This window comes from Chitinophaga sp. HK235, from assembly GCF_018255755.1.
Classification (GTDB): domain Bacteria; phylum Bacteroidota; class Bacteroidia; order Chitinophagales; family Chitinophagaceae; genus Chitinophaga.
Map to the genome: position 1 here is coordinate 7,064,896 of NZ_CP073766.1, position 16,416 is coordinate 7,081,311.

At 48.3% G+C, this 16,416-nt stretch carries 14 protein-coding genes; 5 read left to right on the forward strand and 9 right to left on the reverse strand.

Annotated elements, in window-relative coordinates; all coding sequences use genetic code 11:
* Nucleotides 1-21: 21 nt before the first annotated feature.
* Nucleotides 22-1,695 carry a RagB/SusD family nutrient uptake outer membrane protein gene (locus tag KD145_RS27040; RefSeq protein ID WP_212002928.1) on the reverse strand — a complete coding sequence of 558 codons (1,674 nt, stop codon included), beginning with the start codon at nucleotides 1,693-1,695 and terminating at the stop codon, nucleotides 22-24.
* Between the two features lie 11 nt (nucleotides 1,696-1,706).
* Nucleotides 1,707-4,877 carry a TonB-dependent receptor gene (locus KD145_RS27045; RefSeq protein ID WP_212002929.1) on the reverse strand — a complete coding sequence of 1,057 codons (3,171 nt, stop codon included), beginning with the start codon at nucleotides 4,875-4,877 and terminating at the stop codon, nucleotides 1,707-1,709.
* Nucleotides 4,878-5,180: 303 nt separating this feature from the next.
* Between KD145_RS27045 and KD145_RS27050 the strand changes: the two genes are divergently transcribed.
* Nucleotides 5,181-5,930, forward strand: coding sequence for a DeoR/GlpR family DNA-binding transcription regulator (locus tag KD145_RS27050; protein WP_212002930.1), 750 nt, complete (start codon nucleotides 5,181-5,183; stop codon nucleotides 5,928-5,930).
* On the opposite strand, the gene KD145_RS27055 is transcribed toward KD145_RS27050, so the two are convergent.
* The 4 genes from KD145_RS27055 to murC all read right to left on the reverse strand — a co-directional run bounded on the left by KD145_RS27055 (nucleotide 5,927) and on the right by murC (nucleotide 9,922).
* Complete coding sequence (locus KD145_RS27055) at nucleotides 5,927-6,817, reverse strand: DMT family transporter (RefSeq protein ID WP_212002931.1); 891 nt, start codon at nucleotides 6,815-6,817, stop codon at nucleotides 5,927-5,929. The two genes, KD145_RS27050 and KD145_RS27055, sit on opposite strands and share 4 nt — an antisense overlap.
* Before the next feature lie 101 nt (nucleotides 6,818-6,918).
* Complete coding sequence (locus KD145_RS27060; RefSeq protein WP_113614685.1) at nucleotides 6,919-7,659, reverse strand: polyprenol monophosphomannose synthase; 741 nt, start codon at nucleotides 7,657-7,659, stop codon at nucleotides 6,919-6,921.
* A gap of 73 nt (nucleotides 7,660-7,732) precedes the next feature.
* Nucleotides 7,733-8,506: a 3'-5' exonuclease gene (locus KD145_RS27065; RefSeq protein ID WP_212002932.1), complete on the reverse strand. Its 774-nt coding sequence runs from the start codon at nucleotides 8,504-8,506 to the stop codon at nucleotides 7,733-7,735.
* A 57-nt stretch (nucleotides 8,507-8,563) separates the two neighbouring features.
* On the reverse strand, nucleotides 8,564-9,922 hold the full coding sequence (gene murC, locus KD145_RS27070) for a UDP-N-acetylmuramate--L-alanine ligase (RefSeq protein ID WP_212002933.1): 1,359 nt from the start codon (nucleotides 9,920-9,922) through the stop codon (nucleotides 8,564-8,566).
* 386 nt (nucleotides 9,923-10,308) lie between these two features.
* On the opposite strand from murC, the gene ytxJ reads away from it, so the two are divergent.
* From ytxJ to KD145_RS27090, 4 genes are all read left to right on the forward strand, one after another.
* Nucleotides 10,309-10,641, forward strand: a complete 333-nt coding sequence (gene ytxJ / locus KD145_RS27075; RefSeq protein ID WP_212002934.1) for a bacillithiol system redox-active protein YtxJ — start codon at nucleotides 10,309-10,311, stop codon at nucleotides 10,639-10,641.
* 34 nt (nucleotides 10,642-10,675) lie between these two features.
* Nucleotides 10,676-11,254, forward strand: a complete 579-nt coding sequence (locus KD145_RS27080; protein ID WP_212002935.1) for a UbiX family flavin prenyltransferase — start codon at nucleotides 10,676-10,678, stop codon at nucleotides 11,252-11,254.
* A gap of 38 nt (nucleotides 11,255-11,292) precedes the next feature.
* Entirely contained in the window at nucleotides 11,293-11,751 is a 459-nt protein-coding gene (gene aroQ, locus KD145_RS27085) for a type II 3-dehydroquinate dehydratase (RefSeq protein WP_212002936.1), read from the forward strand.
* A 178-nt stretch (nucleotides 11,752-11,929) separates the two neighbouring features.
* The gene (locus KD145_RS27090; RefSeq protein WP_212002937.1) at nucleotides 11,930-12,688 is read left to right on the forward strand and encodes a hypothetical protein; all 759 of its coding nucleotides are present in this window, start codon (nucleotides 11,930-11,932) and stop codon (nucleotides 12,686-12,688) included.
* A 38-nt stretch (nucleotides 12,689-12,726) separates the two neighbouring features.
* Here KD145_RS27090 and KD145_RS27095 read toward each other — a convergent pair whose 3' ends face one another.
* The 3 genes from KD145_RS27095 to KD145_RS27105 all read right to left on the reverse strand — a co-directional run bounded on the left by KD145_RS27095 (nucleotide 12,727) and on the right by KD145_RS27105 (nucleotide 16,375).
* Nucleotides 12,727-13,827 carry a M42 family metallopeptidase gene (locus KD145_RS27095; protein ID WP_212002938.1) on the reverse strand — a complete coding sequence of 367 codons (1,101 nt, stop codon included), beginning with the start codon at nucleotides 13,825-13,827 and terminating at the stop codon, nucleotides 12,727-12,729.
* Nucleotides 13,828-13,889: 62 nt separating this feature from the next.
* Complete coding sequence (locus KD145_RS27100) at nucleotides 13,890-14,735, reverse strand: UbiA family prenyltransferase (protein ID WP_212002939.1); 846 nt, start codon at nucleotides 14,733-14,735, stop codon at nucleotides 13,890-13,892.
* 101 nt (nucleotides 14,736-14,836) lie between these two features.
* Nucleotides 14,837-16,375: an acyl-CoA carboxylase subunit beta gene (locus KD145_RS27105; protein WP_212002940.1), complete on the reverse strand. Its 1,539-nt coding sequence runs from the start codon at nucleotides 16,373-16,375 to the stop codon at nucleotides 14,837-14,839.
* Nucleotides 16,376-16,416: the final 41 nt, after the last annotated feature.

Consider the following 16,416-nt stretch of genomic DNA (forward strand, 5'->3'; position numbering starts at 1 on the left):
AACGCGAAGCGTATTAGTATACTATTTCCAACCTGGATTCTGTTCCAGATTACCGCCGGGATAGAGGGAGATCTGGCCACTTGGGATAGGCTCCAGGTAGTTTTTATTCTTGTCGAACACCCTGCTGATGCCGGCGTTATATACACTGATATATCCGTTTTCATCAACAGTCAGGTCTTTACTGCCTGCAGGTGGTGGAGGCACTTTAGCACCTTTTGTGATATCCGGATTGGTGGTAGTGGTCAGGTTGTCGCCTAATGACCAGCGCATCAGATCGTAGTAACGGAAACCATCGAGCATCAGTTCTACCCTTCTTTCACGTCTGATTTCCCAGATGAGTGAGGAAACCGAAGTTGTGTTTGCAGGGTCGCTGAAGCTTACTCCGTTTACGGCTGTTTGTCCGCCGCCGGATGTTTGCAGGGCCGGGATGCCGGCACGGGTACGCAGTTTGTTGATGGACTTATCCAGATCGGTCTGGGTGAAAGTGTATTGACCCAGTTTGTCCAGAACAGCTGCGGCTTCTGCGTAGTTCAGCAGTACTTCTGCCAGCCAGAAAAGCGGAGCGTCTGTATCGTTAAAAGGCGCTACAACGTTGGCTACCTGCGGGTTCAGGAATTTAGTAGGGCGATAGCCGGTGGTGCTGGTTCTTCCGGACACCAGGTTGGTTGGATAACACAGTACGGTATCGATAGAAAGCAACAGGCGGTTGTCCCTGTTCATCCGGGTGGCCTTGATATTATTGTCTCCCTGGTACAGCGGAGAAAGTTTGATGGGTAATCCATCAGAACATACAAATGCATCAATAGCGGATTTATTAAGACCACTCATGGTGGTACTGCTGGTCAGGTAACCAATCAAACTATGTCCCAGATAACCCGGCACATACCTTTTATAAAGCATCACCTCTTTGTTACCGGTAAGGTCGAGGGAGTTATAGGTAGTGGTATAGTTGGCGTTCAGCGCAAAAGGACCGTTTATTAATTTCTCGCTGGCATCTTTGGCAGCCAGGAGGAATTTGGCGGCATCAGGCAGTTTTGCCTCTTTATGGTATTCGCGCCAGGTTCCTTCAAACAGACATATCCTTGATTTGAGAGCGAGGGCTACGTACTGGTTGACTGTATTTTCCTGATCTTTTACACGGACGTTAGCACAGGCAAAATCCAGGTCGGCCAGCACACTGTCCATTACCGCAGCACGGGGATCGCGGGATTTGTATACATAAGCGGTATCGCTGATGTCGGCGGCGCGGCCCACCCAGGGTACATCACCATAATCCTTTACCAGGTTGAAGTAGGCATAGGCGCGGAAAAAGCGGGCTACACCCCTCCAGTGGTTTTTAGCATCATCCGGCATGGGCACTTTGTTTATCCTTTCCAGCAGCACGTTGGCTTTACGGATCAGGGTGAAATCCCATTTGCCGGATGTAGTTGGAACTACCGTGGTTAATACCGAAATCGCAGGAGATGCCTGGTCATCGTTCAGGGTGGTGAAATAAAAATCACCGGAGCCGTTGCCGTTGCCATAGCCTTTAAATATTTCATAGAAAGGCCAGGAATACATGCGGACATTATCTTCTGAAATCCAGAAGTTACTGTCATCAAACTGATCAACCAGACCTTTATCTACATACTTCTTGCAACCCGCAGCTGCGAGCGCAATTGTCAATATAATGGGTAAATATTTACGTTTTCTCATGTTGCTGTTTTTTAGAAGTTCACCTGTAAACCACAAGACCATGTTTTCTGGAACGGCCAGGTTCTGCCGAAGATGCCGGCTTCACCGGTAGTGATTTCCGGATCGAGCGGTAAGCCAACATTAGAGATGGTCGCGATATTCTGGGCGCTACCGTAAATGCGTACACGTTGTAAATGCGCGCGTTTGGTCCATGCATCCGGCAGCGTATAGCCGAGGGTGATATTTTTCAGACGCAGGTAAGCGAGGTTCAGCAGATATTTTGACTGAGGGTAGAAGTTATTGCTACCGTCCAGGGAAGTCAGACCAGGTATTTTACCATTGTTGTTGCCTGGATAAGGGTTTGGATAACGGGCATCCTGATTTTCCGGTGTCCAGAAATCGATTTGGTGTGCGTACAGGATGTCGCCAGCGCGGTACATCGGAGTTGTTACGTCTCCCTGACCCCAGTAATCCATTTTACCTACACCCTGGAACAGCACGTCCAGATCGAATTGTTTGTAGCTGGTGCCGAGGCGGATGCTATACTGGTAGCGTGGACGGGAGTTACCGATACGTTTCAGGTCACCATGATCGGTGAGGGTACCTTTACCGCCATCGATTACGCCGTTGCCATCGAGGTCTTTGTATTTGATGTCGCCGGGACCGAATTTGAAGTTGCCACTAACCAGTTTGGACTGATCAGGAGAATTTTTAACATCGTCATCTGATGTGAAATAACGGTCGGTTTCAAAGCCCCAGATTTCTCCGAGCACCTGGCCTTTATAGTTTTGGGTGAGGAGCATGGAAGGATTGTTCCATTCTGTAACAACGGTTTTGTTGTCCCAGAAAGAGAGGGTACCATATACGGTCCAGTCTTTTTTCAGGCTGTAGTTACCATCTACAGATATTTCATAACCACGGGTACGCAGGCTGCCGTCATTAATTCTGGGAGCGCTTGCACCGAAAGCACCTGGTACTGCTTTACTGGTGATCATGCCATCGTTTACACGTTGGTACCAGTCGAAGGTTACGTTGATGTGATTATTGAGCAGGCTGATATCTGTACCGAAATCGAGGGTGCGTACTTTTTCCCATTTAAGACTCTCACTAACCGCAACAGGTGTTCCGGCACCCAGTGCATAACTGTTGCCCACCATCCAGTTGACGTTGCTGGTGTTGATAGCAGGGATATAGTATTTTCCGCCAAGGTCCAGGTTACCCAGGGTACCATAGGACGCACGGAGCTTCATGTCGGACACTATTTTGCGGAAGGGCTGCATGAAGTTTTCCTCGGTGATGCGGTAACCAGCAGAAACGGATGGGAAAAATGCCCAACGGTCGTGTGCGGGGAAAGAGGCGGCGCCATCATATCTGCCGTTCAGTTCCAGCAACCATCTGTCTTTGTAGCTATAGTTCACTCTACCGAACATACCTGCATAGGCGGTGATGTAATGGTAGCCACCAACAGTCTGGTCACCTACAGCAAGCGGAAGTTCAGCTTTGGTAGGGTCCAGCGGTGAACGTCTGGAAGCAGAGAAACCGAGGGTGTCAGTATCTTCAGCGTTCATACCGGCCATTACTTTCAACTGATGGTCTTTGCTCAGCTTTTTATCGTAGGTGGCGTAGATGTTGAAGGTATTTGTTTTGTAACGGCTGTTTCTGTAGGTAACGATGTCGTTTGCATCGCCGCCAACGCTGGCGAGTGGCATATTAGACTGCCAGAAGTCCCACAGCATTACTTTTCCACCTACTTCATGACGTACAATGTTATCGCGGCCAATAGTGTAGTCAGCACGTACGTTCAGGTCTTTAGTGAGTTTCAGGGTAGCACCCAGATTTACGCGGCTGTAGTTGTCTGTCACCGTATTGGTATTGGCGTTGGCCATGAAACCGGGTGTATGGCGGAAATATTTTCCCTGGTAGGTGCCGTAAGGGAAGTAGGCTCCCCAGCGCCACATATACTGGAAGTAGGGCTGATATTGGTAAGGAGCGTCGTATTCGTAGTTACGGTACATCATCTTCAGGTCCAGGTCCAGCCATTTGGTAACAGCGGCATTCAGGGCACCGGTGATGTTGTATTTTTTCATGTTGTCGGGGTTGAGTTTCATAACACCACCCGCATCGTTAAAGCTACCGGAGAGGTAGTAGGAAAGTTTTTCACTTCCGCCCTGTACGTTCAGGTTATGGATTTGCTGAGCGGTCCATTTTTTAAACATGATGTCCTTCGGGTTCCAGACGCGGTAGAAATAAGCGGGGCTGGTGGCTGTGGGGAGATCAAAGTCTTCACCAGGAACCATTTCCATGCCCTGACGGTTGTTGGCATATTTCTCTTTCCAGTTGATGATACCATCACGCAGTTTTGTCAGCTGCATACCGAACAGTTCGGGAGAGGCAGGACCGGTACGTTTGGCGGCATTGATCATTCCGGTGAGTTCGGCTACCGGATCTGCAAAGTCGGGCAGGCTGGTAGGAGAGTTCCAACCAAAGTTGTTGGAGTAGGTGATTTTTGTCGGCATGTTACGCACACCTGACTTTGTTTTGATCAGGACTACCCCAAAAGCGGCGCGGGCACCATAGATGGAGGTGGAGGCGGCGTCTTTCAGTACGGAAATACTTTCAATGTCTTCCGGGTTGATCAGTGTCAGGTCTGGTGTTTCCACGTTATCTACCAGGATCAGCGGACGGCTGGTACCGTTGAGGGAGCCGGCGCCGCGGATGTTGATAGAAGGGCTTGCGGTCAGTCCTCCGTTGGAATACTGGATGTTGAGGCCCGGAGAGATACCCTGCAATGCTTTGGAAGGATCTGTGATCGGTCTTCCCTGCATGGTTTTGCCGATGTCAACGGTGTTTACAGCACCGGTGAGATTGGCTTTTTTCTGTGTACCGAATCCTACAACGACTACCTGCTCAAGAGAGCGTTGGTCAGGTGCAAGGAGGATGTGCAATGCGTTTTTGCCAACAGAAACATCTTGTGGCTGGTATCCGATGAAGGTTACGTGTACCACAACAGTGCCTGCAGGCGCGTCTAATGAAAATTTACCGTTGACATCTGTTACGGTACCCTTTTTACCGGCCATGACAGTGGCCCCGATAATTGGTTGCTGGTTGTTCTTGTCCAGTACAGTCCCGGTGACCATCTGCTGGGCCCAGGAACTCGCACAAACCAGCAAAAAACTGAAAATGAAAAGTAGCCTTTTCTTCATGTTTCTTGATTTAGATGTTGGCTGTTTTAAATAGTTTTTAAATATAACGTGTTGAAATACAGATGATTATTATGATTATTGTCTAGCATTATGGTTATGGTCAGAACGCGGCATAGTTTTTCAGGTACACGGAATCTTGCATTTATCTGCGTTTTGTCGCATGAATGTAGTATAAAAATTTTTGAAAAAGGAGCAAGTTAAGGGAAATTGCGTTTATTTAATGCGAAAAACTGCTAAAACACGCATCGTTAATTTGAATTAGAATTTTTTAAATTTGTGAGCAAGCAAAAAATTCCCCATAGCATGTTGAAAGAAGAGCGTCAGGCTTTTATAATGAAGCAGATCAACCTGCACAACAAAGTTTTGTCAACCGATATCAGCGCCATGCTCAGTATTTCTGAAGACACCGTCCGACGCGACCTGAAAGAAATGGCAGAAGAAGGTAAGGTATTGAAAGTACATGGCGGCGCCATCGGCCGCTCTTTTCATTATCCTTTTAATGAAGGCAATACTGTATATGCGCAAGCTGCAAAAAAGCAAATAGCCGAAAAAACACTCAAACTACTGAAAAACGATATGGTCATCCTCACCGGCGGCGGCACCTCCATGATAGAACTGGCCAAAGCCATCCCGGAAAACCTGAGAGCGACGTTTTTCACTATCAGTCCCCTGGTAGCCCTCCAGCTGGTGGAACATCCCAATCTTACCGTGATCACCATCGGTGGGCAACTATCCCGCAGCTCCCATATTCATATAGGCGCCAGCGTTATCAACCAGCTGGCAGATATTAAGGTAGATCTCTGTCTGCTGGGAGCCAATGGTTTTTCCGTACAGGATGGTATGACAGAATCAGACTGGGAAGTGGTACAGGTGAAAAGAGCTATGCTCAGGGCTTCAAAAAAAATGGCTGTCCTCAGTATTGCAGAAAAACTGAATTCTTCCCAACGCATGAAAGTGTGTGATGTTAACCAGATCAACTATCTGATTACAGAACTGGAACCCGACAACCATTTCCTGGCTGCCTATCAGCATCTTGACCTGCAGTTGTTTTAATGGGCGAGCATCTTACCGGTCTTATGCTGCCAGGCCACCCTGGCCATCTGCAATACCACCGATAATACAATGCAGGCCAGTCCGACATAGAAAGCGCCATTGAGGAGTTGGTTCTCATGAAAGAGAATAAACGCCATCACAATGCTATACACCGGTTCCAGATTAAAACAGAGGTTTACGGTAAAAGGAGAGATTTTTTTCAGTGCATTCATACTCAGTGTGTACATGCATATCGTGCAGAGCCATGCCAGTACCAGCAAGTAGATAAAATCGGAAGTGCCGGGTATAAAAGAGGTTACGGGGAAAAAATGCAGGTAAAACGGCAGGGCGACAGATAGTACCACCAGGCCGGTTGATAATTCATAAAAGGTAATGGTATTGGTATCAAAACGTTTGACCAGGCGTTTGTTGTACACGGTGAACAAAGCGGCGAACATGGCGGAGATGATGCCGAGTATAATACCGGTGCGGTATTGTGTGTCGAAATGGAAAATCAGCAAAATCCCGAAAAGTGTCAGCATGCTGAGCAGCATTTCGACGATATCAAAACGGCGGCGGTTGAGCAGCGGGTCAAAAATGGCTGTAAAAAGGCTTGTCAGCGAAAAACAGATTACTCCGATAGAGACGTTAGAATATTTGATGCTGCCATAAAAAAACAGCCAGTGTAAGGCTACTACCACGCCTGTAGCACCTATCGGCAGAATATCTTTCCAGGGCAGTTTACGGAAGGTGCCCTGCAGGCGGAACAATATGTACATGGTCACCGAAGTGAGCAGCAACCGGTACCATACCAGCAGACCTTCATTCAAAGAGATAAGTTTGCCTAAAATGCCGGTAAATCCTGCAAGAAATACAGAAAGATGCAGCTGGAGAAATGCTTTTTTCATTTTATCAGTCAGAATGACCTGCGTTGAAACCGGCAGGAAGCACGGGTTCGCACCTACGAAGTTCATCTTCGCGGGGCCGCATGTTTCCTGCCGATTTATCCTTAGTTGGTAACTCTTTTTTTATAGTTACGGAAAAGACTTTGCCACTGAATTTTTAATACACCTAATACACCTTCCTTAATGATACCTTTGCTCATTTTGGAATATCCTTCGCGGCGGTCTTTAAAGGTAATGGGTACTTCTGCAATGGTAAAGCCAAGTTTCCAGGCGGTAAATTTCATTTCAATCTGGAAGGCATAGCCTACAAACTGGATCTGGTCGAGGTTGATTGCTTCCAGCACGGTATTCCGATAGCATACAAAACCGGCGGTAGGGTCTTTTACCGGCATCCAGGTGATCATCCCTACATAAACAGAGGCGCCGTAGGACAGTACGGCACGGTCCCATGGCCAGTTTTCAGTTTTACCTCCTTTGACATAGCGGGAGCCTACAGACACATCGGCGCCACCTTTGGCGCAGGCGTCGTATAGCCGTACCAGGTCCTTGGGGTTGTGGGAGAAATCCGCATCCATTTCAAAGATGTACTGGTAACTTCTGGCCAGTGCCCATTTGAAACCATGGATGTAAGCGGTTCCCAGCCCTTGTTTGCCGGAACGTTCTTCCAGGAACAGTTGTCCGGGATACTCGCTTTGCAGCGATTTTACAATATTACCTGTACCGTCAGGAGAACCATCGTCCACAATCAGGATATGGAAATTCTGCTGTAAGGAAAATACAGCGTCAATGATGTTGCGGATATTATCCTTCTCATTGTACGTAGGAATAATGACAAGCTTTTCCAATTCAGCCGATAAAGTTTTGTGTACTGCGAAAATAGTTCAATTACGACGCAAGATACCCCGTTCCTGAAAAATATTACAGTTTTTTTAACATCATATTGTGATAGATTTCTGACAGTTTCTGCTTGGTATTGAGCGGAAAATCTGCCTTCATCATCCAGTCATAGTATTGAGGCTCAGCCTTCAGCACTTCTTTTACGGGGCGTCCTTTGTATTTACCGAAGTTGAATACTTCCTGTCCGCCCTGCATAACGATACGACGGGCAAAGTCGATGTATTCTTCTTCTTTGGTAAAGTCTGCCAGTCCATCGATATCCTGCTGGAGGTGTTCGTAGCGGCCCAGCTGGGCTTCCAGGATCTCGTAGGTGGCGAGGGCGTCCGCTTCGGCGCTGTGGGCGTTTTCCAGTTGTTTGTCGCAATAGAATTTGTAGGCAGCGGCCAGCGTTCTTTTTTCCATCAGGTGGAAGATGCGCTGAACATCCACAAATCTGCGTTTGGAGACATCAAAGTCCATTTCTGCACGGAGGAACTCTTCTACCAGCAGCGGAATATCGAAGCGGTTGGAGTTGTATCCGGCGAGATCGCAACCATCCATGAACATTTTCAGTTCGTTGGCCGCCTGTTTGAAGGTCGGCGCATCTTTCACGTCTTCGTCCTTAATACCATGAATTGCTGTAGATCCTGCCGGGATGGGCATTCCCGGATTGATACGTTTTACTTTGTTTTGGATGGATTTATCAGGGAATACTTTGATGATAGCAATTTCGATGATACGGTCTGTGGCCACGTTGGTACCGGTGGTTTCCAGATCTATTACGGCCAGCGGCCTTTTGAGGAGCAAAGAAGGCATTATTGATTATTTATGGATTTTGTTATTTTTTTATTTTAATCCCGCAAATGTAGGGTATTATTTGTGTAGCAGCTTCCCCAGTGATGGGAAATCCAGTCCGTCATAGGTGCCGGAGCTCATCAGGAGGAGGTTGGCATCGTGATAGTTCTGTTCCTCCAGGAAGGCTTCCAGCCGGGCTCTGTCGTTGAAGATATGGAGATCTGTGCGGCCAAATTTTTCCATGATCAGTTCGGGAGCCAGGTCGGGCATACGTTTTATTTCGAGGGCATGTTTGCTGTAAAATACTACGGCCACGTCGGCGGCTTCCAGTGCTCCCTGGTATTGGGAGAGGAAGCTGGCATTGAGGCTACTGTAGGTATGCAGTTCAAGCACGGCGATGAGCCTGCGCTGCGGGAATTGCTGCCGGGTGGCTTCCATGGTGGCTTTTACCTTGGAAGGGGCATGGGCAAAGTCGCGGTAGATGACGCTGTGGTCGTTTTTAGCGACCAGTTCCAGCCTTTTGGCAGCACCTCTGAAAGAGGCGATGGCGGCCAGGAAGGCCTCGTCTGACAGTCCCAGTTCGTTGCATACCAATTTGGCAGCGTGCATATTGAGGAGGTTATGTTCCCCGAATACTTCCAGGTCAGCATATCCTTCATCAAAAAACACGCGGGTCACGCCGTCCCGGATCATGTGGATGGGCGTGGTATAAGGTATCAGCCTGAGATGGCGTCCTTCGGCGGCCACGAGGCTGCTGAGGGCGGTGTCGCCACTGTTGTAGATCAGTACGCTGCCCGGCTCCATCTGACGGATGAAGAGGGCGAACTGCTCCTCGTAGATGTCGTAAGTAGGGAAAACGTTGATATGATCCCAGGCGATGCCGGTGAGTATGGCAATCTGCGGATGCAGGAAGAGGAATTTGGGTCTTTTTTCGATGACGGAAGCCGGGTATTCATCTGCCTCGCAGACGATGAGCGGTGCGTCGGTGATGTTAACAGACTGGTTAAATCCTTCCAGTTTAGCGCCTACGAGGTAGTCGAAAGCCTGCTGGTTGTATTGCAGCACATGCATGATCATGGCGGTGGTGGTGGTTTTACCATGACTGCCACCTACGGCTACCCTCGTTTTATTTTTACTTTCCTGGTAGATATATTCCGGGAAAGAGTAGATTTTGAGTTGCAGTTCCCGGGCGCGGATGAGTTCAGGATTGTCTTCCCGGGCATGCATGCCTAATATGACCGCGTCGATATCGGCGGTGATGCGGGCGGGATCCCAGCCGATGGTGGCGGGCAGTATGCCTGCCTGCCGGAGATTGGACAATGCCGGTTCAAATATCTCGTCGTCACTGCCTGTCACCTCATAACCTTTATGCCTGAGTGCAATGGCCAGCTGGTGCATCACACTTCCACCAATTGCAATAAAATGTACTTTTGCCATAACCGGGAATATTTTTGATTTACGATTTATTAATTTTTGATTTTGAGATTTGATCAGAACTCGCTTCAGTCCTCAAAATCGAAAATCAGAAAATCGAAAATCAAAAATGGTATAGTTGTTTTTTTTAATGTATTATTTATATTTGCAAAATAACGTTACAAAAGACTATTAAAAAAGTTGTCGTATCATAAATTCCTATGAAATTTCGTTTACTTATTAAATCTTCTCCCATTATGAAATCGTTTGTAAGAATTTTGGGCTGCGCAGGTATGGTATGTATCTTTGCAGCTTTCTTAACATCGTGCGCAAGCCGTCAGAAATTAGGTTGTCCAATGAGGGGAATGGCGAAGGCTCCAGCCGTACATCACAGTAAAATCAGCTAACTAATGAATTGGAAAACGTTAACCAGTGAGGAACAATTGCAGGAAATCAATGTGGCTTCTGCTCATCAGCCGGTAGTGATCTTTAAACATAGCACGCGGTGTTCTATCAGTTCGATGGCCAAATCCCGGCTTGAACGTGCAGCAGCTCCTGATGGGTTAACGTTTTATTATCTCGATCTGATTGCTTATCGCGACCTGTCCGGCGCAATAGCGCATACTTACCAGGTACAGCACGAATCACCCCAGGTGCTGCTCATCCGCAACGGAGTATGTACCTATGATGAGAGCCATAACGGTATTAGCATGGATGAGATTGCCGATCACCTGAACGGATAATAGACTAGCTTTGTGCTATCATATCGTATAGCACATGAAACATCGTATAGTAGTAGCAGTTACCGGTGCCAGCGGGTCGATATATGCGAGGCAGTTGCTTAACAAGCTGCATGCCGCAGCCGACCAGCTGGATGAAGTAGCCGTTGTAATGACCGAGAATGCCAAGACTGTCTGGCAAACAGAACTGAAGAACGAAGATTATCATCAGCTGCCTTTCCGTTTTTATACCCAACAGGACTTTCATGCTCCTTTTGCTTCCGGTTCCGGGAGATTTAATACCATGATTATCTGCCCCTGTTCCATGGGCACACTGGGCCGTATTGCCACCGGCATCTCCAACGACCTGATCACCCGGGCGGCGGATGTGGTGCTGAAAGAAAGGCGTAAACTGATCTGTGTGGTCAGGGAAACGCCCTATAACCTGATGCATATCCGTAATATGGAAGCGGTGACACTGGCGGGTGGTATCATTTGTCCGGCTACACCATCTTTTTATAGTCTGCCTGCCACCATCGAGGAAGTGGCAGCCACTGTAGTGGACCGTATTGTAGACCTGGCCGGCGTGGAGCAGCACACCTTCCGCTGGGGCAGTGACAATAATAAAGCCGATTAATTATCTTCGTCTATTCATCAACCTACTTTATTATCATCATGAAGATAGCCATCATCAACGGGCCTAATCTGAACCTGCTGGGCAAGCGGGAACCCGGTATCTACGGCAGCGAGTCTTTTGAAGATTATTTCCAGAAACTGCAAAAAAGCTTCCCCTCTGTAGAACTCAGCTATTTCCAGCACAATGTGGAAGGAGAGATCATCAACTATCTCCATGAGATCGGCTTTTCCTATGATGGTATCCTGCTGAACGCCGGTGGTTATACCCATACTTCCGTAGCCATCCGTGATGCCATCGCAGCCATCAAAGCACCTGTAATCGAAATTCATATCAGCAATGTATATGCCCGGGAGGAATTCCGGCATACTTCCCTTATCGCGGCCAAATGTGTAGGCTCCATCTGCGGTTTAGGTATGAATGGGTATCGGCTGGGGGTGCAGCACTTTGTAAATAGTGTCGAATTTGATTTTGCAGTAAAACCACCAAGCTTTAAATAGAAGCCAGCAAAAGATTTGATTAATAGCAGCAGCCATTGATAATACATCAATGGCTGCTGTGCTTTTATCTCCCGCATCAGTATCCTATAAATCACAGTTGGGAAAGTCATTGAAAAGTAGTTATTTGCGGGCACTCAAAACCAGAACCTAGTTTAACCTCTATTTCAAAACCATTGCTATGAAAAACACCTTCAGTGGCAAGCTGCTCGCTTGTTTTTTCCTATCGGTCTTTGTTTTGTCTTCCTGTAAAAAGCATGATGATCCTGTGACACCGGTTTACAATCTGGATACGCTGTATGCCCATGCTGTGGCGGATGCTATGATTACGGACAGTAACAAGATCTCCAAAAATCTGTGGCCTATTACAGAAAGTAATCCCAATCTTCAATGGAAGACGATTAATGGTCAGACTTATGTACTGATGGCTACTTTTATGCGTTTTCCGACCAGTTATCCAGAAGGCGATTCCATTACCAATACCTGGGGCGAGTCATGGCTGTTTATTCCCAAACAGATGAAAACCCGGATTGGTCAGAGTTTTACGCCCACCTCCGATACGATCCTGCGTGTCAGCCAGCTGCTGGGGCTGCCGCCGGTGAACCCCAAGAGCAATACGCATATTGCGGAAGTGTGGGTGAAGGCCAGTAACCTCTTTCGGCCCGCAGGAGATCCGGCCATCAACACCACTACTGCCGGTCCTGTACTGATTCCTTCTGCGCCGGCGGATTATGTTACGTGGTTTAACAACTACATCATTTATGCGTACTACCGTCCGTTGGTAACGTCAACGGATTACCATTATCCCTGGACGCGGATGGGATATACCTATGACTGGGCTTTTGGAGCTAATAAAGTGGGGTTGAGCGAGTATGTGGAGAAGGCTTCTTCCGGTATGTGGGTGGAGAAAGTACGCAGGGCAGCTGATTACTTCCGTTGATCGGGAGCAGCAGGCCGCCCTGCGTAGCAGGGTAACGGTTACAGATATTTGAAATTTGTTTTCGGCGTGATCTGCAATAAAGTCTGATAGATCAGCTGAATTGTATTTTCGATATCATCCCGTTTTACCATTTCAACGGTGGTATGCATATACCGCAGTGGTAAACTGATCAGTGCGGATGGTGTACCATCGTTGGAATAGGCAAAAGCATCAGTATCGGTGCCGGTGCTGCGGCTTACGGCATGCAGCTGGTACGGGATATCGTTCTTTTTAGCTGTTTTGATGATCAGGTCGCGGAGGATGTTGTGTACAGCAGGGCCGTAGGTGATGCTGGGGCCGCCGCCGCATTTGATTTCCCCTTCAATGTTTTTGTTGATCATGGGGGTGGTGGTATCGTGGGTTACATCGGTGATGATGGCCACGTCCGCTTTAATACGTTTGGCGATCATTTCGGCGCCGCGCAGGCCTACTTCTTCCTGTACTGCATTCACGATATAGAGGCCGAAAGGCAGTTCCTGTTTCTTTTCTTTCAGCAGGCGGGCTACTTCCGCAATCATAAAGCCGCCGATACGGTTGTCGATGGCGCGGCAGATGAAGTAGTCGTAGCTCAGTTCCTCGAAGCCATCTTCAAAGGTGGCTACACAGCCCACATGTATGCCAAGGTCTTCCACTTCTTTACGGGAACGGGCGCCGCAGTCCAGGAAGATGTTTTCTACTTTGGGCTGAGGCTCTTTGCCTTCACCGCTGCGGAGGCGGGTATGAATGGCAGGCCAGCCGAATACGGCTTTTACGATCCCTTTTTCAGTATGGATATTGACTCTTTTGGAAGGCGCGATCTGTTGATCGGAGCCGCCATTGCGGATTACATAGATCAGCCCTTCAGGAGAGATATAGTTTACGAACCAGGAAATTTCATCTGCGTGAGCCTCTATCACCACTTTAAAAGGTGCTTTGGGATTGATGATACCTACTACGGAGCCATAGGCGTCTACCTGGTGCTCATCAATATATGGTGTCAGATATTTGAGCCACAGTTTTTGTCCTTCTTTCTCAAAACCGGTGGGAGAGGGATTATTCAGATAGTCTTTAAGGAATGCCATTGATTCCTTGTTGAGGATGGATTTCTGTTTCTTGGACATAAGAATAGCTTTTTGCGATCGGACAAATGTAGCAAATTACGCTATATGACGGCAGGCTTCTTTTATGCCTGTGCCCAGTAAATCAGGAGATGCAGCAAGGCCGACAGGGCCATGAGTCCATCGAGTACGAAGTAGAACAGGTAATCTGACGGGTTGTGGTGTGCTTTGCGGGTGAGCAGGGCGGTGATCACTATGGGCGCCATCAGGGTAGCGATGACGGGGATGGTTGTTTCAGGGCCGAGGAGGCCGGCAGCAACAGCAGACAGCAACAGGGTGAGGTAATATAAGCGGTTGAGGTTTTTCAGGTCGAGGTAAGTGATCAGGCTGCGGATACCTTCTTTTTTATCGGACTCCAGGTCGCGGTAGTCGAACAGGATACAGATCGCATAAATCAGCAGGAAGCGGTGCGCTGTAAAAAACAGCAGTGGCCAGGAGAAGCCCTGATTGGCCACCAGTGCGGGCAACAGCGTGGTCACGTAGGTCCATACCGCTGTCAGGAACAGGGTTTTGCCGATGGCGATTTTACGCAGCCAGGTAAATGTTTTGTGCGGTACCTTGGGAGCAGAGTAGAGGAAGGTGAGGAAAGCGCCTCCGCTGAGGGCTATCCAGTGTTCCCGTAGTTGCCAGAAATAGAAAAGGGCGCCTGCCAGGCCTATACCACAAAATACGAGCATCATGATACGGTGCCGTTCTCCCCATTGCAGCCGTTCTGAAGAGGAGTAGGTGCCTGGTGTCAGGTACCAGTGAAAATTATAACTACAGATGGTGGAAAAGAATACGAACAGGTAAAAGGTACATTGCGGATAATCCAGGTGAAGTAACTGGTTAGTCTGCCATATCATCAGCAGTGCGCAAAGTGCAATAAAGAGGGATGTGAAAAGGAAAAAGTTAAAAACGGACCGTAACATCTGATAGTATTTACGGATTTAGTGATTTACGGATTTAGGCATTTATGAAATATGAGCATCCGCTAAATTTCCAAATCCGTAAATCACTAAATCCCAAAATGCTACAAAGGTATATTACCGTGTTTTTTTCTGGGCATATTCACCACTTTATTTTCCAGCATTTTAAAGCCTTTGATAAGTTTAGCGCGGGCCTGTTCCGGAATGATGACTTCATCGATATAACCTTTTTCTGCGGCCAGGTATGGGTTGGCAAACCGGTCGGTGTAATCTGTCACCAGTTCATTGGTGCGTGTTTCCGGGTCTGCGGCGGTATCGATTTCTTTTTTGTAGATGATCTCCACGGCGCCTTTGGCTCCCATAACGGCAATCTCGGCTTGCGGGAAGGCGTAGTTGAGATCGGCTCCGATATGTTTGGAGTTCATCACGCAGTAGGCGCCACCGTAGGCTTTACGGGTGGTGATGGTGATTTTAGGTACCGTAGCTTCACAGAGGGCATAGAGCAGTTTGGCGCCGTTGGTGATGATACCGTTCCATTCCTGGTCTGTGCCGGGGAGGAATCCGGGTACGTCTACCAGTACCAGCAGCGGGATGTTGAAGGCATCGCAGAAGCGGGTAAAGCGGGCTCCTTTTACGGAGGCGTGGATATCGAGTACTCCTGCCAGTACAGCGGGCTGGTTGGCCACAATACCGATGCTCCGTCCGGCAACGCGGGCAAAGCCTACAATGATATTGTCTGCAAAGTCTTTATGTACTTCAAAGAAGCTGTCGGTATCGGTGATCTGAGCGATGACTTCCTTCATATCATACGGCTGGTTGGGACTGGCCGGAATGAGGTTGTTGAGGGCGTCCCGCAGTTCGTTGCCCGGCTCATAAGGATATACCGGTGCTGTTTCTTCGCAGTTTTGCGGGATATAGCTCAGGAGTTGTTTGATGTTTTGTATGCATTCCACTTCGTTGCTGCAGGCGAAGTGAGTCACGCCGCTTTTGGTGGCATGTGTCAGGGCGCCGCCCAGTTCCTCAGAAGTCACTTCTTCATGGGTGACGGTTTTTACTACGTTGGGTCCGGTCACGAACATGTAGGAGGTTTGTTCCACCATCATGATGAAGTCGGTGATGGCGGGGGAGTATACGGCACCGCCGGCGCAGGGGCCCATGATGGCGGAGATCTGTGGAATTACGCCGGAGGCGCGGGTGTTACGGTAGAAGATATCAGCATAACCGCCCAGGCTTACCACGCCTTCCTGAATACGGGCGCCGCCACTGTCGTTGAGGCCGATCAACGGAGCGCCGTTTTGCATGGCGAGGTCCATGATCTTACATATTTTACGGGCATGAGGTTCGGAGAGGCTGCCGCCATATACAGTGAAATCCTGAGAAAAGACATAGGTCAGTCTGCCATTGATGGTGCCATATCCTGTGACTACGCCGTCGCCGGGGAATTGTTCCTGATCGGTGGTTATACCTCTGTTGCGGTTGGTCACCAGCATATCCAGTTCTTCGAAAGACCCTTCGTCCATCAGCAGCTGCAGCCTTTCGCGGGCGGTCAGTTTTCCTTTTTTATGCTGTGACGCGATCCGTACTTCGCCACCACCTAACATAGCTTCTTTAATCTTCGACTGTAATTCCTCGATCTTGTTCATGTGTGGAAAAATGAATGATAAAGCTTTAAAAAATAAAGGAT